The sequence below is a fragment of the Brevundimonas pondensis genome (assembly GCF_017487345.1).
Taxonomy (GTDB): domain Bacteria; phylum Pseudomonadota; class Alphaproteobacteria; order Caulobacterales; family Caulobacteraceae; genus Brevundimonas; species Brevundimonas pondensis.
Genome location: NZ_CP062006.1, coordinates 667,880 through 689,390 on the forward strand (window position 1 = coordinate 667,880; position 21,511 = coordinate 689,390).

The 21,511-nt window shown below is 66.7% G+C and carries 24 protein-coding genes; 14 read left to right on the forward strand and 10 right to left on the reverse strand.

What is annotated here, in order from left to right; all coding sequences use genetic code 11:
- Positions 1-41 precede the first annotated feature (41 nt).
- A complete protein-coding gene (locus tag IFE19_RS03570; RefSeq protein ID WP_207825725.1) occupies positions 42-494 on the reverse strand; it encodes a DUF983 domain-containing protein in 453 nt (150 codons plus the stop codon).
- 171 nt (positions 495-665) lie between these two features.
- On the opposite strand from IFE19_RS03570, the gene IFE19_RS03575 reads away from it, so the two are divergent.
- Positions 666-3,563 (forward strand): tetratricopeptide repeat protein, encoded by a 2,898-nt coding sequence (locus tag IFE19_RS03575; protein WP_207825727.1) that lies wholly within the window; start codon positions 666-668, stop codon positions 3,561-3,563.
- Positions 3,564-3,617: 54 nt separating this feature from the next.
- Here IFE19_RS03575 and IFE19_RS03580 read toward each other — a convergent pair whose 3' ends face one another.
- The 3 genes from IFE19_RS03580 to IFE19_RS03590 all read right to left on the reverse strand — a co-directional run bounded on the left by IFE19_RS03580 (position 3,618) and on the right by IFE19_RS03590 (position 5,119).
- Positions 3,618-3,896 (reverse strand): HU family DNA-binding protein, encoded by a 279-nt coding sequence (locus IFE19_RS03580; RefSeq protein WP_105564062.1) that lies wholly within the window; start codon positions 3,894-3,896, stop codon positions 3,618-3,620.
- A 114-nt stretch (positions 3,897-4,010) separates the two neighbouring features.
- Entirely contained in the window at positions 4,011-4,835 is an 825-nt protein-coding gene (fliP, locus tag IFE19_RS03585) for a flagellar type III secretion system pore protein FliP (protein WP_207825734.1), read from the reverse strand.
- Complete coding sequence (locus tag IFE19_RS03590) at positions 4,832-5,119, reverse strand: flagellar biosynthetic protein FliO (protein WP_207825735.1); 288 nt, start codon at positions 5,117-5,119, stop codon at positions 4,832-4,834. Before IFE19_RS03590 ends, fliP begins: the two co-directional genes overlap by 4 nt.
- A 144-nt stretch (positions 5,120-5,263) precedes the next feature.
- On the opposite strand from IFE19_RS03590, the gene flgB reads away from it, so the two are divergent.
- The 3 genes from flgB to fliE are packed head-to-tail and all read left to right on the forward strand — an operon-like array spanning position 5,264 to position 6,429.
- Positions 5,264-5,668 (forward strand): flagellar basal body rod protein FlgB, encoded by a 405-nt coding sequence (gene flgB, locus IFE19_RS03595; RefSeq protein ID WP_207825738.1) that lies wholly within the window; start codon positions 5,264-5,266, stop codon positions 5,666-5,668.
- 13 nt (positions 5,669-5,681) lie between these two features.
- The gene (flgC, locus tag IFE19_RS03600) at positions 5,682-6,107 is read left to right on the forward strand and encodes a flagellar basal body rod protein FlgC (protein ID WP_207825740.1); all 426 of its coding nucleotides are present in this window, start codon (positions 5,682-5,684) and stop codon (positions 6,105-6,107) included.
- Positions 6,108-6,117: 10 nt separating this feature from the next.
- On the forward strand, positions 6,118-6,429 hold the full coding sequence (gene fliE, locus IFE19_RS03605; RefSeq protein WP_207825742.1) for a flagellar hook-basal body complex protein FliE: 312 nt from the start codon (positions 6,118-6,120) through the stop codon (positions 6,427-6,429).
- 9 nt (positions 6,430-6,438) lie between these two features.
- Here the strand turns inward: fliE and IFE19_RS03610 are convergent, their stop codons facing one another.
- The gene (locus IFE19_RS03610) at positions 6,439-7,362 is read right to left on the reverse strand and encodes a hypothetical protein (RefSeq protein WP_207825744.1); all 924 of its coding nucleotides are present in this window, start codon (positions 7,360-7,362) and stop codon (positions 6,439-6,441) included.
- 169 nt (positions 7,363-7,531) lie between these two features.
- On the opposite strand from IFE19_RS03610, the gene IFE19_RS03615 reads away from it, so the two are divergent.
- Complete coding sequence (locus IFE19_RS03615; protein WP_207825746.1) at positions 7,532-7,909, forward strand: VOC family protein; 378 nt, start codon at positions 7,532-7,534, stop codon at positions 7,907-7,909.
- On the opposite strand, the gene IFE19_RS03620 is transcribed toward IFE19_RS03615, so the two are convergent.
- The 3 genes from IFE19_RS03620 to folE are packed head-to-tail and all read right to left on the reverse strand — an operon-like array spanning position 7,906 to position 10,256.
- Positions 7,906-9,054 carry an acyltransferase family protein gene (locus IFE19_RS03620; RefSeq protein ID WP_207825748.1) on the reverse strand — a complete coding sequence of 383 codons (1,149 nt, stop codon included), beginning with the start codon at positions 9,052-9,054 and terminating at the stop codon, positions 7,906-7,908. The two genes, IFE19_RS03615 and IFE19_RS03620, sit on opposite strands and share 4 nt — an antisense overlap.
- Before the next feature lie 43 nt (positions 9,055-9,097).
- Entirely contained in the window at positions 9,098-9,637 is a 540-nt protein-coding gene (locus IFE19_RS03625) for a GrpB family protein (RefSeq protein WP_207825750.1), read from the reverse strand.
- A gap of 31 nt (positions 9,638-9,668) precedes the next feature.
- Positions 9,669-10,256 carry a GTP cyclohydrolase I FolE gene (gene folE, locus IFE19_RS03630; protein ID WP_105564069.1) on the reverse strand — a complete coding sequence of 196 codons (588 nt, stop codon included), beginning with the start codon at positions 10,254-10,256 and terminating at the stop codon, positions 9,669-9,671.
- Positions 10,257-10,543: 287 nt separating this feature from the next.
- On the opposite strand from folE, the gene fliQ reads away from it, so the two are divergent.
- The 5 genes from fliQ to IFE19_RS03655 all read left to right on the forward strand — a co-directional run bounded on the left by fliQ (position 10,544) and on the right by IFE19_RS03655 (position 15,401).
- The gene (gene fliQ / locus IFE19_RS03635) at positions 10,544-10,810 is read left to right on the forward strand and encodes a flagellar biosynthesis protein FliQ (protein ID WP_207825752.1); all 267 of its coding nucleotides are present in this window, start codon (positions 10,544-10,546) and stop codon (positions 10,808-10,810) included.
- A gap of 8 nt (positions 10,811-10,818) precedes the next feature.
- The gene (fliR, locus tag IFE19_RS03640; RefSeq protein WP_207825754.1) at positions 10,819-11,589 is read left to right on the forward strand and encodes a flagellar biosynthetic protein FliR; all 771 of its coding nucleotides are present in this window, start codon (positions 10,819-10,821) and stop codon (positions 11,587-11,589) included.
- Positions 11,582-12,658: a flagellar biosynthesis protein FlhB gene (gene flhB, locus IFE19_RS03645; protein WP_207825756.1), complete on the forward strand. Its 1,077-nt coding sequence runs from the start codon at positions 11,582-11,584 to the stop codon at positions 12,656-12,658. Before fliR ends, flhB begins: the two co-directional genes overlap by 8 nt.
- A gap of 83 nt (positions 12,659-12,741) precedes the next feature.
- Positions 12,742-14,835 (forward strand): cell cycle histidine kinase CckA, encoded by a 2,094-nt coding sequence (cckA, locus tag IFE19_RS03650; RefSeq protein ID WP_225910379.1) that lies wholly within the window; start codon positions 12,742-12,744, stop codon positions 14,833-14,835.
- A gap of 284 nt (positions 14,836-15,119) precedes the next feature.
- A complete protein-coding gene (locus IFE19_RS03655; RefSeq protein WP_207825757.1) occupies positions 15,120-15,401 on the forward strand; it encodes a hypothetical protein in 282 nt (93 codons plus the stop codon).
- An 83-nt stretch (positions 15,402-15,484) separates the two neighbouring features.
- Here IFE19_RS03655 and IFE19_RS03660 read toward each other — a convergent pair whose 3' ends face one another.
- Positions 15,485-15,673 carry a hypothetical protein gene (locus IFE19_RS03660; protein WP_207825759.1) on the reverse strand — a complete coding sequence of 63 codons (189 nt, stop codon included), beginning with the start codon at positions 15,671-15,673 and terminating at the stop codon, positions 15,485-15,487.
- Positions 15,674-15,860: 187 nt separating this feature from the next.
- Between IFE19_RS03660 and IFE19_RS03665 the strand changes: the two genes are divergently transcribed.
- From IFE19_RS03665 to IFE19_RS03680, 4 genes are all read left to right on the forward strand, one after another.
- A complete protein-coding gene (locus IFE19_RS03665) occupies positions 15,861-16,472 on the forward strand; it encodes a superoxide dismutase (RefSeq protein WP_207825761.1) in 612 nt (203 codons plus the stop codon).
- 168 nt (positions 16,473-16,640) lie between these two features.
- Positions 16,641-17,258: a 30S ribosomal protein S4 gene (gene rpsD, locus IFE19_RS03670; RefSeq protein WP_207825770.1), complete on the forward strand. Its 618-nt coding sequence runs from the start codon at positions 16,641-16,643 to the stop codon at positions 17,256-17,258.
- Positions 17,259-17,398: 140 nt separating this feature from the next.
- Positions 17,399-17,791, forward strand: coding sequence for a hypothetical protein (locus IFE19_RS03675; RefSeq protein ID WP_207825772.1), 393 nt, complete (start codon positions 17,399-17,401; stop codon positions 17,789-17,791).
- 128 nt (positions 17,792-17,919) lie between these two features.
- Complete coding sequence (locus tag IFE19_RS03680) at positions 17,920-20,304, forward strand: bifunctional diguanylate cyclase/phosphodiesterase (RefSeq protein WP_207825774.1); 2,385 nt, start codon at positions 17,920-17,922, stop codon at positions 20,302-20,304.
- Here the strand turns inward: IFE19_RS03680 and IFE19_RS03685 are convergent.
- The gene (locus IFE19_RS03685) at positions 20,274-21,389 is read right to left on the reverse strand and encodes an NADH:flavin oxidoreductase/NADH oxidase (RefSeq protein WP_207825776.1); all 1,116 of its coding nucleotides are present in this window, start codon (positions 21,387-21,389) and stop codon (positions 20,274-20,276) included. The genes IFE19_RS03680 and IFE19_RS03685 overlap by 31 nt on opposite strands.
- Positions 21,390-21,511: the final 122 nt, after the last annotated feature.

The window sequence follows — 21,511 nt, forward strand, 5'->3', positions numbered from 1 at the left end:
CAGGCTCCGCCTGCCACCTTCTCCCTCAAGGGGAGAAGGGCCTAGTTTTTGTCGCGCGCTTCTTCCCTGGCGGCGCGCTCGGCCTGGCCGCGCCAGCCATAGCCCTCGCCGTGCTTGCCGACGCTGACGAAGGTGGCTTCTTCAGCCTTGTGGAAATACTGTTCGGCGACCATCCAGCCCTTGAAGGGCCGCAGCACACCCAGGCACATCAGGGCCAGGATCGGCAGGGTGACAACGAAATGCACCCAGACCGGCGGGTGGACGTTGAACTCGAAGATCATGAAGCCGATCATGCCGATGACGCCCACCGCCGACATGACGAAGAAGGCCGGGCCGTCCGCGGGGTCGGCGAAGCCGTAGTCCAGGCCGCAGTTCGGGCATTCCTTGCGGATGGTCAGATAGCCTTGGAACAGCGGGCCTTCGCCGCAGCGCGGGCAGCGGCAGCGCACGCCGGTCTTCAGCGGGCTGAGGGGCGGATAGACGGGGTCGGACACGGCAACACCTGACAGAACGGGGTGACGATAACGTCGATACCGAGGATGTCGGCCTTTCGCGCGCGCGTCGCAAGCGGGTGATTTGTCCTACCAGGATGGTAAGGTTTTTCACGTCGCTCTTTAACCGGCGTTAACCGCGATGAAAGCCCTTTCGCGCGAGCATGCGCGCGTATGTCCGGGGCACCCGTCAGCAAGCGCGTTCTGAAGACGACCGTGGCGGCCGCCGCGGCGGGCGTGGTCGTGTTCGCGCCTCTGGCCCCGCACGCCGAGGGCGCCAATGTCAGCAGCGGCCCGGTCGAGATCCGCGTCGGCGCCAATACCGGCTTCACCAAGATCGAATTCGCCGGGGCCGTGGGCGCACGCGCCCGGGTGCGCCAGGACGGCCGGGCCGTCATCGTCCGCATCGGCACGACCGCCGCACCCGACGTCAGCCGCCTGCGCGTCGATCCGCCCAAGGGAGTCGAGAAGGTCGAGACCCGCGCCGTCCAGGGCGCGACCGAGCTGGTTCTGACCCTGGCCGAGGGGGCGGGCGTCCGCTCCGGCGTCGCCGACGGCGCGGTCTGGCTCAACCTCTATGCCCCCGGCGCTGCGCCGGAAGGCGCCAAGCCCTCGGTCGTGCCCGCCGGCGGCGCCGTGCCCGTGACCGCCGAGGTCGGGGAGGGGACGACCCGTTTGACCTTCGCCTGGGCCGCGCCGGTCGGGGCCGCCGTCTTCCGCCGGGGCGACGCGGTCTGGGTGGTGTTCGACGCCGCCGCCCGCATGAACATGCCCGCCGCCGCCAAGGCCGGCGACGCGGCCAGGGCGCGCTGGGCCGCCGGGCCCGCCTTCACCGCCATCCGTATTCCCGCGCCTGAGGGCCAGAGCATCTCGGCCCGCGCCGACGGGGCCTCGTGGATCGTCACCCTCGGCGGAACCGCCACGACCGTGACCGGCGTCGAGATCGGCCGCGACGACAGCGTCCAGACGGCCCTGACCGCGCGCATGGCCGGGGCGACCAAGACCGTCTGGCTGACCGATCCCATGGTCGGCGACCGCTTCGCCGCCGTCACCGCCCTGGCCCCCGGCAAGGGCATGGCGCGGGGCCGTCGCACCGTCGATCTGGCCCTGCTGCCCACCGCCCATGGTCTGGCGGTCGAGACCCCGACCGACGACCTGACCGTCAAGGCCGAGGGCGACATTGTCATCCTGTCGCGGCCCAAGGGCCTGCGCCTGTCGCCCCCGACCGTGGGGCTGGAAGCGGCGGCCGCCGAGACCCACGCCCCGCGCGCCGCCGTGCGTCCGGCCCTGATTATTTCCGACTGGGCCGATCTGGGCGGGGACAGTTTCGGCGCGCGTCACCGCGCCCTGCAGACCGCCGCCGAACTGGAAAGCGGTCGCGCCGTCGAGGACCTGCGCGCGCCCATCGAAGCCCGTCTGGCCTACGCCCGTTTCCTGGTGGGGCAGGGGCTGGGCTATGAGGCGATCGGGGTGCTCAACGCCCTGGTCAAGCAGACCCCGGCCATGCAGGGCGTGGCCGAGGTGCGCGGCCTGCGCGGCGCCGCGCGCGCCTCCATCGGCCGTCTGGCCGAGGCCGAGGCCGATTTCTCCGCCGGGGCTCTGGCGGGCGATCCCTCGACCCGCGTCTGGCAGGGCTATATCGCCGCCCAGCGCAGCGACTGGACCACGGCGCGTCAGGCCTTCGCCGCCGGGTCCGGCGTGGTCGACAACTTCACCCCCGAATGGCGCGCCCGCTTCGGCACGGCCCATGCCCTGGCCGCCGTCGAGACCGGCGACCTGGCCGCCGCCACGGAGTTGCTGGCCTATGTCTTCAGCCAGCCGGGGATTTCAGCGGCGGACCAGCTGGCAGCCCGACTGGTCCAGGCCAAGCTGTTCGAGCTGGAACAGAAACCGGCTCAGGCCCTGGCCCTCTACAAGGCCGTGGCCCGCGCTCCGCTGGACGGGATTTCGACGCCCGCTCGCCTTGGCGTGGTCCGTCTGGAGATGGCCAGGGGGACGCTGAAGCCCGACGCGGCTGCCGCGCAGCTGGAGGCGTTGAAGTGGCGCTGGCGCGGCGACGGCGTCGAATTGGCCGTGATCCGCAGCCTGGGCGAGCTCTATCTGTCGCAGGGTCGCTATCGCGAGGCCCTGACCACGCTGAAGGCGGCGGGCCGCAAGATCGTGGTCCTGCCTGGCGGCGACAAGCTGCAGGCCGACCTCGACAACGCCTTCCGCGCGCTCTTTCTCGACGGCGCCGCCGACGGTCTGCAGCCGGTGCAGGCGCTCGCCCTGTTCTTCGATTTCCGCGAACTGACCCCGGTCGGGGCAGACGGCGACGAGATGGTGCGCCGCCTGGCCCGGCGGCTGATAGACGTCGACCTGCTGGATCAGGCGGCGGAGCTGCTGAAATATCAGGCCGACAACCGCCTCGACGGCGTGGCCAAGGCCCAGGTCTCGACCAATCTGGCGGCCGTCTATCTGATGAACCGTCAGCCGGAAGAGGCGCTGCAGGCGCTGTGGAGTTCGCGCACCACGCTTCTGCCCACGGCCATGAATGTTGAACGCCGCGCTCTGGAAGCTCGCGCGCTTATGGAACTGGGCCGCTATGACCACGCGCTCGAGATTCTGGGCAAGGACGCCTCGCCCGCCGGTCGCGACGTGCGCGCCGAAATCTTCTGGAAGCAGCAGCAGTGGGGCGCGGCGGCCGCCATCTATGAGCAGCAGTTGGGCAGTCGCTATCGCGACACGCTCATCCCGCTGACGGCGGATGAGGAGAACCGTCTGATCCGCGCCGGGGTCGGCTATTCGCTGGCGCGTGACGCGGGAGCGTTGAACCGCTTGTCGAACAACTATTCCGGCTTCGCCGACAAGGCCCGCTCGCCGGGCGGCATCCGTATCGCGCTTGCGGGGCTGGACGGGGCCGACGGCTCGGGGCGGCCGCAGGACTTCGCCACGCTCAGCGCCGGGGCAGACACCTACGCCGGCTGGATCGCGGCGACCAAGGCCGAGTTCAGACAGAAAACGGGCGGGGACCGCCCTGCGACCCCCGCCCGAAATCAACCCCCGGCGGCGGCAAGACCTGCTGCCGCCTGATGGTTCAGCCTCTGCGATGAGAGGCGCCTGGACCCCGCGCGGGGGTCCGAAGGCTTAGCCGTTGACGGCGTCCTTCAGCGGCTTCGACACGCGGAAGCGCACAGCCTTCGAGGCGGCGATCTTGATGGTCGCGCCCGTGGCCGGGTTGCGGCCTTCGCGCTCGGCGCGCTCGGCGGTGTCGAAGACGCCCAGGTTCGAGATGCGGACGTCCGAACCCGAAACCAGGCTCTTGTGGATGTTCTTGACGATCGCGTCGAGGACGCGGCCGGCGTCGGCCTGCGAGACACCTGCGTCCTTGGCGACGGCGGCGATCAGTTCGGCTTGAGTGGTCATAAGGGTTTTCCCAAAGGTGGTCGTCCGATTCCCGGACGAAGACCGGAGGATCAACACGTGTTTGCCCGAGCTTGGCAAGCCCGCATGACGCTCAAAGCCCCTGAGGGCGGGGACTTATCCCCCGCCGGCGCCTCTCTGGAAGCTCTCGACCAGGCTTCCGGCGACCAGTCGCCAGCCATCGACCAGCACGAAGAAGATCAGCTTGAACGGCAGGGAAATGACCACCGGCGGCAGCATCATCATACCCATGGACATCAGTACGCTGGCGACCACCAGATCGATAACAAGGAACGGAACGAAAAGAAGAAATCCGATCGTGAAGGCCTTCTTGAGTTCACTGATCATGAAGGCCGGGGTGACCACGCGCAGGGGCAGTTCCTGCACGTCCTGGGGGGGCTCGATTTTCGACAGTCGGGTGAACAGGGCCAGGTCGCCGCGATCCACCTGGGCCAGCATGAAGGTTTTCACCGGTTCGGACGCTGCATCGAAGGCCTGGGGCAGCTCCATCTGCTGATCCATCAGCGGACGGATGCCCGAATCATAGGCGTCCTGCCAGGTCGGGGCCATGACGATGGCGCTCAGGAACAAGGCCAGCGACACCAGGACGGCGTTCGGCGGCGACTGCTGCATCCCGAGCGCTGTGCGCAGCAGGCTCAGCACTACGATGATGCGCACGAAGCTGGTGGTCATGATGACGATGGAGGGCGCCAGCGACAGCACGGTCATCAGTCCGACCAGCTGCACCACCCGCTGGGTCAGGCCCGCGCCGGTCCCCAGGTCGATGTTGATGGCCGAGCCGCCCTGAGCCGCCTGCGCCACCTCCTGCGCCAGCGCCCCCAGCGGCCAGACCAGACACAGGGCCGTGGTGATCAGCGACAGCAGGGCGGCGCGCTTCAGCTCGGCGCGCGAGGGCAGGGCGAAGATGGAGGGGCGGCTCATTTCGCATCTCCCGACGGCGCAACGGGGCCACGCGGTTCGATCAGTTCGCGCCCTTCGCCCAACAGGATCAGCCGCTCCTCGGCGTCAACGCGCACCAGCACCAGCCGTCGGGCCGGGTCCAGCACCAGGGTCTCGAGGACCTGCAACCGCCGCGCGCCGCGCTCGGCCTGAAACTTCGCCAGCACCTGGGGCGCATAGCGACGCGTCGCCCAGGCGGCCAGACCGATCAGACCCAGGGTGATCGCCAGACCGAACACCGCCCGGAACAGGTCGAGAAAATTCATGCGGATTCGAGGCCCCGACAGCGCTTACAGGCGCGCTGCTTCGCCCGCACGTTTCGCGGCTTGTGGTTAACGCCGCGTTTAGGAACACGGAATATTAACCATGGAGGCGGCAAATTCTGCCGATCAACCGTGCGAGGCGACCGCGTGTCCGTCACCGACATTCCGCTGCTGAACCAGATCAAGGGCCGTCTCGGGTGGCTCGACGATCGTCAGCGCGTGATCGCCCAGAACGTCGCCAACTCGGACACCCCCGGCTTCATGGCCCGCGACCTGAAGGCGCCGACGGACTTCGCCGAAGCCATGCGCACCGGCGGCGGCCTGAAGATGGTCGCCACCAACGCCCGCCACATCTCGCCCGCCGGGCAGACCGCCCGCTTCGAGTCGCTGAACGCGCCGGACTCCGAGACCACGCTCGACGGCAACTCGGTCGTGGTGGAGGAGCAGATGCTCAAGATGGCCGAGAGCCGCATGGCCTATGACGCGGCTATCGGCTTCTACCAGAAGTCCATGCAGATGATCCGCATGGCCGCCAAGAAGCCTGGCGTCTGAGGGAGACTGATCCATGCCTGATCCCGTCAACGTCACTCCGCGCAACACCGCCATGGGCGTCGCCGCCGGCGCCCTGAAGGCGCAGCAGTCGCGCATGCGCATCATCGCCGAGAACATCGCCAACGCCCAGTCGACGGCCACCGTCGCAGGGGGCGAGCCCTATCGCCGCCAGACCCCGGTCTTCCAGGCGCGCAAGGTCGACGGGGCCACGGGCGTGGTCCTGGCCGAGGTCCGCCCGGACCAGAGCCCCTTCCGCATGGAATACGACCCCTCGCACCCGGCGGCCAACGCCGAGGGCTATGTCCAGCGGCCCAATGTCGACACCCTGGTCGAGGCCATGGACATGCGCGAGGCGCAGCGCGCCTACGAGGCCAACCTGAACGTCATCGAGACGGCGCGGAACATGGAGTCCCGCACCCTCGACATCATCAAGAAGTAAGGGCTAGGCCATGAATCCCATGATGGCGGCCAAGGCCTATGCAGCGGTTCAGGGCGGGGCCATGCCTGCCGCGACGCCGCCCAGCGCGGCCTCGGCGGCGCAGGGACCGGGCTTCTCGGAACTGCTGCAGAACGTCATGACCCAGACGGCCCAGCAGACCCGCGGCGCCGAAACCCAGATGGCCCAGATGGTCCAAGGCCAGGGCAGCCTGATCGACGTCGTCACCGCCGTTTCGTCCGCCGAAGCCTCGCTGGAAACCGTCATGGCCGTCCGCGATCAGGTCATCTCGGCCTATCAGGAAATCATGCGGATGCCGATCTGAGGGCTTCGCCTAGTCTGCCAGATAGCCCGAAGCTTCGACGAAGGCCTGAACCGCCGCCGGATCGGAATAGTCCAGCTCGATCATGGTCTTGAGCGCCGCCGCCTTGTCCGATGCGCGGTTGTAGTAGCCGCGCGTGATGGCGTAGCCGACGTAGTAGCCCAGGTCTCTCACCCCGAAGGCGTTGTCGGCGCTGTTGTAGAGCCAGCCGCTGAAATCCTCGCCCGCCATGTCGCGGCGGAAGGCGGCCTTGATGGCGGGATCATTGGCCGGGCCGTAGCTCACATAGGCCAGATCGGGCATCCGCCCTGTCACCTGTTCCGCCACGAAGTCGGCCACGCCCTCATAGACGGCCTGGGCCAGCAGGGTGCTGCGCTCGCCCCTCTGCTGGGTGTGAACCACCTCATGCACGGCCAGCAGATCCAGATTGTCGAGGGGCTTGCTGGCGAAATAGGAGGTGAAGAAGCGCTGCAGGCCCGCCGGCATCTCCGAGATGTCCATGCTGCCGTCGCCCGTGGCCATCTCGACGCCCAGCAGCACCTTGTCGCCCTGGGTGGTTCCAGCTGAACGCAAGGCGCCGACCTCGAAATAGATCCCGGCGGGGCGCAACTCGGGATAGAGGGCCTTGAACCGCTCCAGATGCCCCTCCAGTCGGGTCAGGGCGCCCGCCGCCAGGGCCGCGCGCGGGCGCACCGAGTCCCAGTAGGCCGGATAGGACCGGATCGCGTTCAGATAGGTGTCCGCCGTATAGCCCTTGGCCTCCATGAAGGCGGTCAGGCCCGGCGTGCCCGCGTCGATATAGAGGCGCTGGAACGCGGCCTTCTGCGCCTCGGGCGTGTCCGCCGCCCGCACGGCGTCATAGGCGGTCCAGAAGCGGGCGACGTCATCGTCTTCCAGCCGGATCGGCGTGGTCTGCGCCTGGGCGCTGGCGGCCATGAGGCCCAAGCCCAAACTGATCGCCAAAGCCAATCGACGCATGACCGTTCCCCATAAAGCCAAGCCTGTCAGAAGGCGGCTGGCGACGGTGCTGTCAAATGAAACGCTGGTAATATGGGGGATCGAACCCCGGTCCTCAGCGGTTCTCTCCTGAACAGGGAGAGACATCATGCTCAAGAACAAGAACTCCTCGGCCATCGTGGCGGTGAAGGATCTGGATCGCGCCCGGGCCTTCTATTCCGACGTGCTGGAGCTGAACCTGGCCGACACCTCCAACGAGGGGATGCTGGGCTATCGCACCGGCTCGACCTGGCTGACCGTCTATAAATCCGACTTCGCCGGCACCAATCAGGCCAACGCCGTGACCTGGGACGTCGGCGTCGAGCTGGACGACATCGTCGAGGGGTTGAAGGCCAAGGGCGTGGCGTTCGAGCATTATGACGACATGGGCCGTCAGGGCGACATCCACGTCTGCGGCGCGATGCGCCTGGCCTGGTTCAAGGACCCCGACGGCAACATCCTGCACCTAGTCGGTTCGACGGGCTAACCCTCCAGCGAGACCACAGGCTCCTTGATTTCCGCCTTGGCGTGACCGCGCTTCTTCAGCCAGGCGCGGATGCGTTTCTGGATCGGGTTGTCGACGCCGTAGTGGAACAGGAAGGCGAAGACGAAGGCCGCGCCCACGCCCATGACCCACAGCAGCCAGCGCCAGGCCTCGCCCAGGTTCAGCCTGTTCGCCGTGGCCTCCGCCAGGCCGAACCAGCCGATGCGGACCACTTCGTTGGAGATGAACATGGCGAAGGAGACCACGGCCGCCTGCTCGACCAGCCTGGACGGGCGGTTCACCGGCACGGCGCCCGCCGCCAGGATGATGATGGAGATGAAGGCCAGAGAGATCAGGGCGTTCTTGTCGAAATACTGCACCACCGCCAGGCCAATCGTGGCCAGCAACAGGGCCCAGCCGGCGGCGCGCGGTTCGATCCAGACCCCTTGCGCGAACCAGGCTAGCCCCATGCCCAGCACGAACAGGGGCAGGGCGCGCCAGATGCCCAGGTTCAGCGGCATCTGATAGATGGGATAGTTCAGGATCGCCCAGCTCAGTTCATTGGCCGCAAGATAGCCGACCACCACCAGGCCCAGGGCCATCCACGGCCCCACCCGCGTTAGGCCGCGCAGCACCCAGGGGAAGGCCAGGTAACAGCCCAGAAGGGCCGAGATCGACCAGCTGGGGGCGTTCCACCCCAGACCACCGTGCACGCCGAACGACTGCACCAGGGCCAACTGGGCCGGCAGCTGGTCCCAGGCGAACCACTCGGGATGACTGGGCGGCAGGCCGATGGCCGTGCCCAGCAGCACCATGGCCACGAGCAGACCACCCATGATCAGATGGGCGGGATAGACCCGCAGCGACCGCTTCAGGAAGAAGTCGGTCTTCGACATCCGCCCGCCCGCCACTGAAGCGCCATAGACGCGCATCAGCACATAGCCGCTGTCGATCAGGAAGAAGTTGGTCAGCAGGAAGCCGCCCCGCTCGAACACCGGATGCACGGCGTCGGCCAGGTGTACCGGGGCCGAGGCCTGGAAATGATGCAGGATGATCAGCGACGCCACGATGAAACGCAGCGCGTCCAGCCACCCGCCGCGCATGATCGGCGGTGGCTCATTGTGAGACGAAAACACGTTCCAGCCCATGACGACGGCTCCTTCAGGATGCGCCACGCAAGAAGGGGGCCGGTCAGTTGGCGCGATGCTCAGCCCAGATCAGGGCGTCCGCCTCGGTGCGTCTGATCCAGTCCGACTTGCAGTCGCTGTAGGCTGACTTGTCCTCCGGGCAGAGGGCTCGGCACCGCATCTTCTCCTCCTGATAGGCTGCGGCCATGTCGGGGCGTTCACGCAGGTAGTCGCGAAACGCCAGATGCCGCCCAATGTCGAAGGAACCGTCTTCATAGGCGTGGACCTGGATGAGACGACGCCCGCTCATGGGGTCGTTGCGGGTGCAGTAGCGGCGCCCGGCAAGCCCGCCTTCACCCCGCCAGAGATAGCCGAGGGTCTCCATCACTTCGCGCTGATGGTCGAACGTGGCCAGGGAGGCGACGACGGGCATCAGGTCGATCACAGGTTTGGCGACGATGCCGGGAATAGCGGTGGAGCCGATGTGGTGAACGGCCAGCAGGTTGGGGCCGAGAGCGGCAGCCAGAGCGCGGGTCTCGGCGCGCGCCTGTTCGGCCCATTGCGGATCATGCGGGGCGAGTCGGACCGAAGCAGGCTGCGGCATCCTCGGCTCCTTGCGGGCTGGCCCCGGCTGCCTAGCCTCGCACCAGCCTCAGGAATTCCTCGCGCGTCCGGGGATCTTCGCGGACGACGCCCAGCAGGCAGCTGGTGGACAGGCTGGCGCCGGGAACATCGACGCCGCGCATGGTCATGCAGCTGTGTTCGGCCTCGATGACCACGCCGACGCCGTGGGGGCGCAGGACGTCCTGGATGGCGCCAGCGATGTCCGAGGTCATTTTTTCCTGGATCTGCAGACGGCGGGCGAAGCCGCGCACCACGCGGGCCAGCTTGGAGATGCCGACGACCCGGTCGGTCGGCAGGTAGCCGACATGGGCCACGCCGACGACCGGCAGCATGTGATGTTCGCAGAAGCTGACGAAGCGGATGTTCTTCAGCACGACCAACTCGTCGTAGCCGCCGACCTCCTCGAAGGTCTTCTCCAGATATTCGCGCGGCTCGACCTCATAGCCCTGGAACAGCTCGCGATAGGACTTGGCCACCCGCTTGGGCGTTTCCACCAGGCCCTCGCGGTCGGGGTTGTCGCCCGCCCACTGAATCAGGGTGCGAACGGCGGCTTCGGCTTCGGCCTGCGAGACGGAGGGTTTGTGCGCGTGGTCGGTCATGGCTTGTCCATATAGCCGGACCGGCCGATCAATCCAGCCGTCACCGCATCTTCCTTCTCCCCTTGAGGGAGAAGGTGGCCCGTCGGGGCCGGATGAGGGGTGTCGGCGGGACGCCTTGAAAGCTGTGGCGCGAGCGCGGCGGGCTTCATCGGATGCGAGGCGCTCACACCCCTCATCCGTTAGGCTTCGCCTGCCACCTTCTCCCTCAAGGGGAGAAGGAAGATCGTGCGTTTCTAAACGGCCTGTTAACCATCTCGTCGGCATTTTCTGCCGAGTTCCCGGGAGTGGTGATGAGCGGCGCAGAAGTTCTGGATATTGGCCGTGACGCCATCTGGCTGACGATCCAGCTGTGCGCCCCCGTGCTCGTCGTCGGTCTGGTTGTGGGCGTGGGGATCGGCCTGTTTCAGGCCCTGACGCAGATTCAGGAACAGACCCTGATCTATGCGCCCAAGATCATCGCCATCTTCGTCTCGCTGCTGCTGTTCCTGCCGCTGATGGGGGCCTTGCTGGGCGGCTTCATGCGCGAGATCGCCGCCCGCATCGCCGGGATGTAGGTCGCCGAATGGAGCCTTACGCCACCGCCGATCAGGTCTGGGCCGGCGGGCTGATCTTCGCTCGGGTCGGCGCGATCCTGATGATGATCCCCGGTATCGGCGAGAGCTATGTGCCGCCGCGTGTGCGTCTGTCGCTGGCCCTCTTGCTGTCGCTGGTGATGTGGCCGCTGGTGGCCGGCACGCTGCCGGCCCTGCCGCCGACCCTGGGCGGCATGGTCGGCTGGATTATCCGCGAGGTTCTGACGGGCCTGGCCATCGGCCTGATCCTGCGCAGCTTCATGACGGCCCTGGTTACGGCGGGCGAGATCATATCAATGCAGACCACCCTGGGCTTTTCGCAGACGGCCAATCCGTTGCAGGCGTCGCCGGGTTCGACCCTTTCGGCCTTTCTGATGCTTCTCGGCGTGACGCTGATCTTCGCCACCAACACCCACCACATGTTCATCGCCGGCGTCCTGGGGTCCTATGAGGCCATTGCCCCGGCCAAGCCGATGATCGCCGCCGACTTCGCGGCGCTTGCGGTCAAGACACTGGGCGAAAGCTTCATGCTGGGAGTCCAGTTGTCGGCGCCGGTCCTGGTTTTCGCTCTGATCTTCAACCTGGCTTCGGGCCTGATCGCGCGGGTCATGCCGGCCTTTCAGGTCTATTTCGCCGCCGCCCCGCTCAGCGTGCTTCTGGGGCTTTCGGTTTTCGCGCTCGGCCTGGGCGTGATGGGAACCATCTTCATCGACCGCTACCGCGCCCTGGCGCGGGTGTTCACGGGAGGCGCGCTTGGCTGAGGGCGCCGATCCCGAGTCCAAAACCGAAGAGGCCTCCCCACGGAAGCTGGAGGAGGCCCGCAAGAAGGGCGATGTCGCCAAGTCGCCTGACGTGGCGGCGGCCATGTCCCTGGCGGGGGCCGCAGCGGTCCTGTTGCTGGGCGGGGGCTATTTTTCGCAGCAGATGGCCGAGGACATGCTGCCCTTCCTGGCTGAACCGCACGCCATGATCGGCGGGCTGCAGGCCGGGGCCGGGCTCGAGATCGGCATGCGCGCCGTCTGGGCCGTGACCCCCTTCCTGGCCGCGCTGATGCTGGCGGTCATCGTCGGCGGGGTGGGCGGCAATCTGGCCCAGTCCGGCTTCCTGTTCACGACCGAAAAGCTGAAGCCCAAGTGGTCGTCCGTGAACCCGCTGGAAGGTTTCAAACGCATCTACGGGCCGGACGGCGTCGTTCAATTCATCAAGACCTTCCTCAAACTGGTCGCCATCGGCGCCGTCTGTTGGTGGGTGCTGAAGCCGCACACGCGAGAGTTCGAGAATCTGGCCGCCATGAGCCCGGCCATGATCCTGCCCTTTGCACGGGATCTGGCGGGTTCGCTGATGATCGCGGCCCTGATCTTCCTGGGCTTCACCGCAGGCGCCGACTTCATCTGGCAGAAGTTCCGCTTCGCCAAGCGTATGCGCATGACCAAGGAAGAGATGAAGGAGGACTTCAAACAGTCCGAAGGCGATCCGCATGTGAAGGCCAAGCTGCGGCAGATCCGCATGCAGCGAAGCCGACAGCGCATGATGCAGGCCGTCCCGACCTCCACCGTGATCATCACCAACCCGACCCACTATTCGGTGGCCCTGCGGTATGAACCGGATCAGGGCGACGGCGCCCCCGTCTGCGTCGCCAAGGGTGTTGACGCACTGGCCCTGCGCATTCGCGAACTGGCCAGGGAGCACAATGTGCCGATCGTGGAAAACGTACCCCTGGCCCGCGCCCTTTATGCGGCGGTGGAAATCGATGACGTCATCCCTCGCGAGCATTTCGAGGCGGCGGCCAAGGTGATCGGTTTCGTCATGCAGGGACGGAAACGGCGGTGAGGGCGGGGTTGAAGCGCTACGCCTCTCCCTCCCCGAACGGGGAGGGAGAGGCGTCCCGTTATGGCGCAGGCCAGAGCTCCGATATGCTGACCACCACTGATTCGCGCGGGCAGGACGCCATGACGATTTCCCGGCCAAAAGCGGCGACGACGCGCCGTCCGACCTTTGACCCTTGGCTGGTGCTGATGGCCCTGGGTTTCGCCCTGGCCTTCGCCGCCATGGTCTATCCGGCCTTTCGCGCCAATGCGATGACAGCGCCGGGGTTGATCCTGATCTTCGCGGCCGGGGTCACGGCCCTGATCTGGCTGTTCGCCTTCGGACGCGCGGAAGTGCGCCGCGCCAGCGGCGATACGGCGGTCGAGATGCTGGACGCCATGGCTGAGCCCGCCGCCCTGGTCTGGCCGTCCGGTCAGGTGCTGGCCTACAACGCCGCCTGGGCCGAGGAGAACGGCGCCGTCACCGCCCTGCCGCGCGGCAAGTCGGCCCAGGCCCTCTACATGGCCTTCGCCCAGGCCCGCGAAGGCCATCAGGGCCGCGCCATCGTCCAGATCGGCGCCCGCGAGATCGAGGTCCTGATCGGTCAGGCGGGGCAGGGGCGTTTCCTGGTCCGCGCCGCGCCCGACGCCGTCCTGCCGGTGCCGCAGACCGCGCCCGTCGTCGCCCCCGCCAAGGTCAGCGGCGAGGCGCGCGCCATGGCCGCCGGCGCGCCCTTCGGGTCCACGGTGATCGCCGGCGACGACCTGTTCGCGGGCAGGGCCGAGGATTCCAACGCGGCGCTGGCTGTCCTCACCGGCCCCGCCGCCTCGGGCGACGCCGCCTTCGGTCACCTGTTCGATCTGGCGGGCGTGACCGAGGCGAAAACCAAGCTGGCGGCTGGGTCTTCTGGCCCGATCGAGCTGGTGGCGCGCGCCTATCCCGACCGTCACCTGCACCTTTATGTCGCGCCGGAAGGCGACAAGCGCCGCGTCTGGCTGTTCGACGTCTCGTCGCAGAAGTCGATGGAGCTGCAGCTGTCGCAGGCCCAGAAGATGCAGGCCGTGGGCCAGCTGGCCGGCGGCGTGGCGCACGACTTCAACAACCTGCTGACCGCCATCCAGATGCAGCTGTCCGAGCTGCTGGAGCGGCACCCGGTCGGCGATCCCTCCTATGACGGGCTGAACCAGATCCGCCAGACCGGCATCCGCGCCGCCGATCTGGTGCGCAAGCTGCTGGCCTTCTCGCGCAAGTCCACGGTGCGGCGCGAGCGTCTGGATCTCGGCGAACTGGTCGGCGAGTTCGCCGTCCTGCTGCGCCGCCTGCTGCGCGAGGACGTGCGTCTGGAGACCGACTACGGCCGCGACATGCCGCTGGTCCTGGCCGACAAGAGCCAGTTGGAGACCGCCGTCATGAACCTGGCGGTCAACGCCCGCGACGCCATGCGCGGCGTGGTCGAGCCGGGCGCGGGCGTCGTCACCATCAAGACCCGTCGTCTGACCGAGGCTCAGGCCCGCGACATGGGCTGGCGCGAGGCCGCGGGCGAGATCGCCCTGATCGAGGTGTCCGACACTGGCCCCGGCGTGCCGCCCGAACTGCTGGACAAGATCTTCGAGCCCTTCTTCACCACCAAGGCGGTCAACGAAGGCACCGGCATGGGCCTGGCCACCGTCTACGGCATCGTCCAGCAGGCGGGCGGCCACATCAGCGTCACCAATATCGACGGGGCCGGCGCCGCCTTCCGCATCTTCCTGCCCGCCGCCTCGGCCGAGGAACTGGTCGCCGCCCCGGTGGTCGAAAAGGCGGTCAAGGCCGCGCCGCGCGACCTGTCGGGCGCGGGCCGCATCCTGTTCGTCGAGGACGAGGCCGCCGTGCGCGGCATCGCCGCCCGCCTGCTGCGCCAGCGCGGCTATGAAGTGATCGAGGCCGCCGACGGCGAGGAGGCCCTGATCCTGGCCGAGGAATGGGCCGGTCAGATCGACATGATGATCTCCGACGTCATCATGCCGGGCCTGGACGGTCCGTCCCTGCTGCGCAAGGCGCGGCCCTTCCTCGGCGACGCCCCGGTCATGTTCATCTCGGGCTATGCCGAAAGCGACTTCTCGGACCTGCTGCAGGACGAGACTGGCGTCTCCTTCCTGCCCAAGCCGCTGGACATCAAGACCCTGGCCGAGCGCGTGAAACAGGAACTGCACGCGGGCTGATCGGCCTCAATCGCCGTCATCCCGGGGCTGCGCAGCAGAACCCGGGACCCAGGCGGCGGATCACCGGCGCGGTCCCGGCTCTTCGCTATGCTGCGGCCGGGATGACGGCAGGGGTTGAGCCGCCGCCGCGAAACGGGCGCATTGGTCAATGCGCAGGTGCGCGAGTTTGCTTTCGGATCGGGCGCCAACTTCGGAAAACGACCCGTTGCGGCCTTTCGCCTATTCGAGATTGACGCCAACGTATCGTTGGTTGCCAATTTGCTTGGCTTGCCCGTGAGAAGAGTATGACCGCTACGTCGCTGATCATCCTGGCCTTGGTTGGCGCTATGGGCGCCCTAAGTTCCCGCACTTTTCCAAAAGGAAGCGACCGCCCCCTTCCCCTGTCGCCAACAACCACGCCGCTTTACATTGGCGCATGCGCGGGAGTGGTGGCGTTCGGAACGCTGGTGTTTCTGGCCATGGCAGGCTTGGGCAGCGTTGTGGTTTTGATCGTCCTGGCGGCAACCGTTCTTGTGGGGCTGATCTGTGGCTTCGCTCTGAGGCGATTGGCGAACCGACAGGCGTGAAAGCTAACGGTGTCAATGTCCGCATTCCACCCATGACGGACCTTCGACGCCACTGCTTTCGACGCTCAACGCAGCCCTAGCTCTCACACCCTCGCGTCGAACGGGCGCGGTTCGGTCCAGCGGCGCTCGCGGGCGGCCTCATGCAGGGTGTCGGCCAGGTCGAGCAGGTGGTGGCGCTGCAGGCGGGGGATGATCTCCAGCAACTGCAGCCTCAGGGCCTCGGCTTCGGCGTCGCTCAGCGGCGCCGTTCGGCGGGCGGATCGGGCAGGCACGGCGATCCTCCATCAGAGCGCCTAGGGGAGGCGAGGCGACATCTGAAAACGGCTGTTTCGCCATTCCGGTTCCCGATCGGCCTTCTCAGCAAAAAACTGAACAAACTCGGCGGTAAAGGCTTGGGTCTTTCGTGCGCCGCCCTAGATAGGGGCCAGACGAATCAAAACGCCGAAGAGGAAGCTCCCCATGGCCTTCACCCTGCCCCCGCTGCCCTACGCCCACGACGCGCTGGAGCCCGCCATCGACAAGGAGACGATGAGCTTCCACTACGACAAGCACCATCAGACCTATGTCGACAACCTGAACAAGGCCGTCGCCGCCGCGGGCGTCGAGGGCCAGTCGTTCGACGAGTTGTTCGCCAAGATGTCGACCCTGCCGGTCGCCGTGCGCAACAACGCCGGCGGCGTGTGGAATCACACCTTCTTCTGGAACAGCCTGGCCCCCGTCGGCACGGGCGGCGCGCCCTCGGCTGAACTGGCCGCCGCCATCGACGCCGACCTCGGCGGCATGGACGCCTTCAAGGAGGCCTTCAACGCCGCCGGCCTGGGTCGCTTTGGTTCGGGCTGGGCCTGGCTGATCGTGCAGGACGGCAAGCTGAAGATCATCTCGACGCCGAACCAGGACAACTCCCTGATGGACTTCGCCGAGGAGAAGGGCGCGCCCCTGCTCGTCGCCGACGTCTGGGAGCACGCCTACTACCTGAAGTACCAGAACCGCCGCGCCGAGTTCCTGGCCGCCTTCTGGTCCATCGTGAACTGGAACAAGGTCAACGAGCTGTACGCCGCCGCCAAGGGCTGAAACGCCCGTCTGGCTTGACTCTGGAGGGGCGGGCCTTCATAAGCCCGCCCTTCTCGCATCGGGTTTCGGCCCGAGGCGCGAACTGACTACGGACGATGCGTGGACCGCCGTTGAGATCGCCGCTCCAATCGGGGAGGGGCCGGGCCGCATCAGCATGAAGAGTGATCTATGTCGAAGCGCCATAGCGCCAAGTACAAAATCGACCGCGCCATGGGTGAAAACCTGTGGGGCCGCGCCAAGTCGCCGGTCAACAAGCGTTCGTACGGCCCGGGCCAGCACGGCCAGCGTCGTAAGTCGAAGGTTTCGGACTTCGGCCTGCAGCTGAAGGCCAAGCAGAAGCTCAAGGGCTACTACGGCAACATCACCGAGAAGCAATTCTCGGCCATCTACGCCGAAGCCGGCCGCCGCAAGGGCAACACCTCGGAAAACCTGATCGGTCTGCTGGAATCGCGCCTGGACGCCATCGTCTACCGCGCCAAGTTCGTCCCGACCGTCTGGGCCGCTCGCCAGTTCGTCAGCCACGGCCACGTGACCGTCGACGGCAAGAAGGTCGACATCGGTTCGTACCGCGTCAAGCCGGGCCAGGTCATCGAGGTCAAGGAAAAGTCGCGCAACATGGCTCTGGTGCTCGAAGCCCAGCAGTCGTCGGAACGCGATATCCCTGACTACCTGGAGCAGGGTGATCGCGGCTTCTCGATCCGCTACGTCCGCGTTCCGGAGCTGTCGGACGTGCCGTACCCGGTCAAGATGGAACCGAACCTGGTCGTCGAATACTACTCGTCCTGATTTCAGGCGATCGACGATAGAGTTGATGGAAGCCCCGGTGCGAACCGGGGCTTCTTTCTTATTCGGAAGACGTTGTTCCCTTACGGAAGGAAGCGGCGCATTGTGACCGGGCGGGCAGGAGCCCGCCCCGGAAGGCCGAGATGAGACGAACCATCGCCCTTTGCGCTTTCGCCATGGCGGCTCTGACCGGGGGCTGCGCTAGCGATCCCATGCCGGTCGTCCGCACGGCCGGCATGCCCGGCGAGCTGGAGCCGATCCACGCCGCCGCCTTCACCCGCGATCTGGCTGTTTTCCGGGTCAGCTCGAACGGCTGCACCGGCAAGGAAGACGTCAAGCCGTTCGTTACTCGTCTGCACGACAGCGCGGTCATCACCCTGCGCAGGGTGGACGAGGACCGTTGCGCCGAACCGCGGATCGACGGCGTGCAATTGCAGTGGACCTTTGAGGAACTGGGCATCGCTCCGGGATCATCGGTTACTGTCAATAACCCCTATGTGATCCGTCAAATTGTAAAGTCGAACGAGAATTTGTAAAGTCTAGAGCGCTAGCCTGATCTTCGTTTTTGTGAACAGGACATGCGTTAACCATATCGAACGACCGGCGCTTAACAAATGTACAGGTAAGGACGCTGTCCCCCTGTCACATTCTCCGTTCGGTTTTCATGCGTATCGTAGACTGTCTGACCAATGCCCATAACCTGGCCCTGGTCGCCCTGGCCGCCCTGATTTGCGTTCTGGGCAGTTGGATCACAGTAAGCCTGCTGAAGCGGGTCCGCAGCACGCGGTCCGGAACGCGCGCCGCCTGGGCCTTTCTGGGTGCGGTCGCTGGCGGGGCGACAGTCTGGTGCACCCACTTCGTCGCCATGATCGCCTATGAGCCGGGGATTCAGGTCACGTATGAGCCCGGCCTGACGGGACTGTCGTTGTTCGTCGCCATCTGCGGGTGCGGCGCCGCTTTTCTTACGGCTTCACTGCGGTTCAACGGATCGGCTCTGGTCGGCGGTGCTCTGTTCGGTCTGACCGTGGCCGGCATGCACTTCATCGGCATGGCGGCCTTCGCCGTCGACGCCGTCATCCAGTGGTCGAGCGCCTATGTCGCCGTGGCGGTGGCGGGGTCGCTCCTGTTCGGCGCCGCGTCCTTCAAGGCCGAGAAGCTGTCCACAACCGCGCGAGGCAGCGGACTGGCGGTTCTGTTGATGGTGCTGGGCATTGTCATTCTGCATTTCACGGCCATGTCGGCCATGACCATTCTGCCCTTTGCTCCGGTGGAGGGCGCTCTGACGGGCGATGATGCGCGCCAGGCCATCGCGATCGGCGTGGCGGGGGTGGGGTTGCTGGTTCTGGGCGCCGGCGCCGCCAGCTATGTGCTGGACACCCAGTCGCGCGGTCAGGCTGAAGCCCGTCTTCAGCACCTCATCGAAGGCGGCGTCGACGGCATGGCTGTCGAGCGCAATGGCGTCATCGTCGGCGCCAACACCGCCCTGTTGAATATGATCGGCGTCGAGCGTCAGGCCCTGATCGGACAAAGTCTCTCCGTCTGGGCCGAAGACGTGATGCGGTTGTCGGATGGCGACATGGTGCAGTCGTCGCTGACGACCGCCGGAGATGAGGTTCTGCCGGTCGAACTGGCCGCCAAGCGTGATCACGCCAGTGAAGGCGAAGTCATGATCTACGCCGTGCGGGACCTGCGTGCGCGCCAGGCCCAGGAACGCCGCATCGCTCACCTGGCCCGCAACGATAGTCTGACGGGCCTGCCGAACCGCGCTTCCTTCCTGGAGCGCCTGAATCGCCAGACGACCACGCTCAAGTCGGGCGAGACCCTGGCTCTGTTTTCCCTGGATCTGGACCGGTTCAAGGAGGTCAACGATCTATATGGCCATGCGGTGGGCGACCAGTTGCTGTGCCACATATCCGACCATCTGCGTGCGGCGCTGAAGGACGGCGAGTTCGTCGCCCGTCAGGGCGGGGACGAGTTCGTCGCCATGGCTTCGGTGGCTTCACGCGAAGAGGCTCTGGCTGTCGCTGAACGCCTGCGCGCGGCCGTTGTCCAGCCGGTCACCATCGACCACGCGGACCTGTCCTGCGGGGCCAGCATCGGCGTCTCCTTGTGGCCCGAGGATGCTGAACAGCTATCCAGCCTGATCAACAACGCCGACCTGGCCATGTATCGCGCCAAGGGCTCGCTGACGGTCGACATCTGCTTCTATGAGGCGGACATGGACCAGGCCGTGCGTGCGCGTCGCCGCGTCACCCAGGCCCTGCGCGAGGCGCTGGATAACGAACGCTTTGAACTCCACTATCAGGTCCAGGCTTCGGTTCAGACTGGCAAGGCGACGGGCTACGAGGTTCTGTTGCGCTGGAAGGACGAAGACGGTCGCTATGTGCCGCCGTCCGACTTCATCCCGGTGGCCGAGGAGACCGGCCTGATCCTGCCCATCGGCGAATGGGTGCTGCGTCAGGCCTGCAAGCAGGCCGCTGCCTGGGCCGAGTCGCACAAGATCGCGGTCAACCTGTCGCCAATCCAGCTCAGCCACGTCGATCTGCCCGGCCTGGTGCAACAGATCCTGAAGGAGACGGGGCTGGACGCCTCGCGTCTGGAACTGGAGATCACTGAGACGGCCATGATCAGCGACATGGAACGCACCACCCATGTCCTGCGTCAGTTGAAGGCCTTGGGCGTCACTATCGCCATGGACGACTTCGGCACCGGCTATTCGTCGCTGTCGACCCTGCGGGCCTTCCCCTTCGACAAGATCAAGCTGGACCGGTCCTTCATGACCGAGCTGGACGGCGACGAGCCGCAGTCGCAGGCCATTATCCGCGCCGTCCTGACCATCGGCGAAAGCCTGTCGATCCCGGTCCTCGCGGAGGGCGTCGAAACCGCTGAGCAGTTGGCCTTCCTGCGGGCTCAGGGATGCAACGAGGTTCAGGGCTATCTGCTGGGCCGGCCCCAGCCGGAGGCCGACGCGCTGACCAATGGCGCAGCTCAAATTGCGACACCGCTGTCAGGCGGGGATCAGTCCGCAGAGGCGCGCGCCGCCGCATAACCAGGCCAGTGCGCGGCGCCGGCCCGTTCGTACTGGACGGGCAGGCCTTCCGGCTGACCCAGGGCCACGGCGGCGTGGTGGCCCCAGTTGGGGTCGTCCAGCACCGCGCGGGCGACCGCGATCAGGTCGGCCTTGCCCTCGACCAGCAGGGCTTCCGCCTGTTGTGGGGTGACGATCATGCCTACGGCCATGACGTTGGCCTCGGGGACCGCCGCCTTGACCGTCTCGGCGAAGGCGATCTGATAGTTGAGCTGATCGCCCGGAATGCGGGCCGTGGCGACATTGCCGCCGCTGGTCAGGTGCAGATAGTCGTAGCCCATGGCGTGCAGGGCCTGACCGAAGGTTGCGGCCTCGTCCGGCGTAATGCCGCCTTCGGTCCAGTCCGAGCCGTTGAAGCGCGCGCCGAGCGCCTTGGTCCGGGGCCAGGCGTCGCGCAGAGCCTTCGCCACCCGCAGCGGGAAGCGCATCCGGTTCTCCAGCGCGCCGCCGTATTCGTCGGTTCGCTCATTCGACAGCGGCGACAGGAACTGGGCCAGCAGATAGCCGTGGGCGGCGTGCAGCTCGACCAGGTCGAACCCGGCCCGGTCGGCGCGTTTCGCTGAATCGACAAAGGCGGCGACCACCCGGTCCATACCCGCCTGATCCAGGGCTGTCGGCGTGTGCCAGTCGGCCTTGAAGGCCTGGGCTGAGGCGGAAAACGTCTCCCACGCCTTGTCGGCGGGAGCGGGGCCGCCCCGGTCTATCCACGGCGGATTAGTCGAGGCCTTGCGGCCGGCGTGGGCCAGCTGGACGCCGATGGGCGTGTCGGAATAGGTGCGGATGTCGCGGATGATCCGGGCGAAGGCGGCTTCCTGTTCGTCGTTCCACAGGCCGGTGTCGGCCCAGGAAATGCGGCCAGCCGCCTCGACCCCGGTCGCCTCGATCACCACCAGTCCGGCGCCCGACAGGGCCAGGCGGGCGATATGCTGGGCGTGCCAGGGCTGGGGTACGCCGTCCACGGCCGAATACTGGCACATGGGGGCGACGACGATGCGGTTCTTCAGCGTCAGCGGCCCGACGGCGCGCGGGGTGAACAGCAGGCTCATGCAGAGGTCTTTCGATGGTGTCCCGGGGAGGCGGGTCACAGTAGCTATGACTGTGGCTGTTTCGTTCAAGCCCCGCCTTTCCGATTATTCACGTGATCCGGAACGGCGACGCTGGCAGTTTG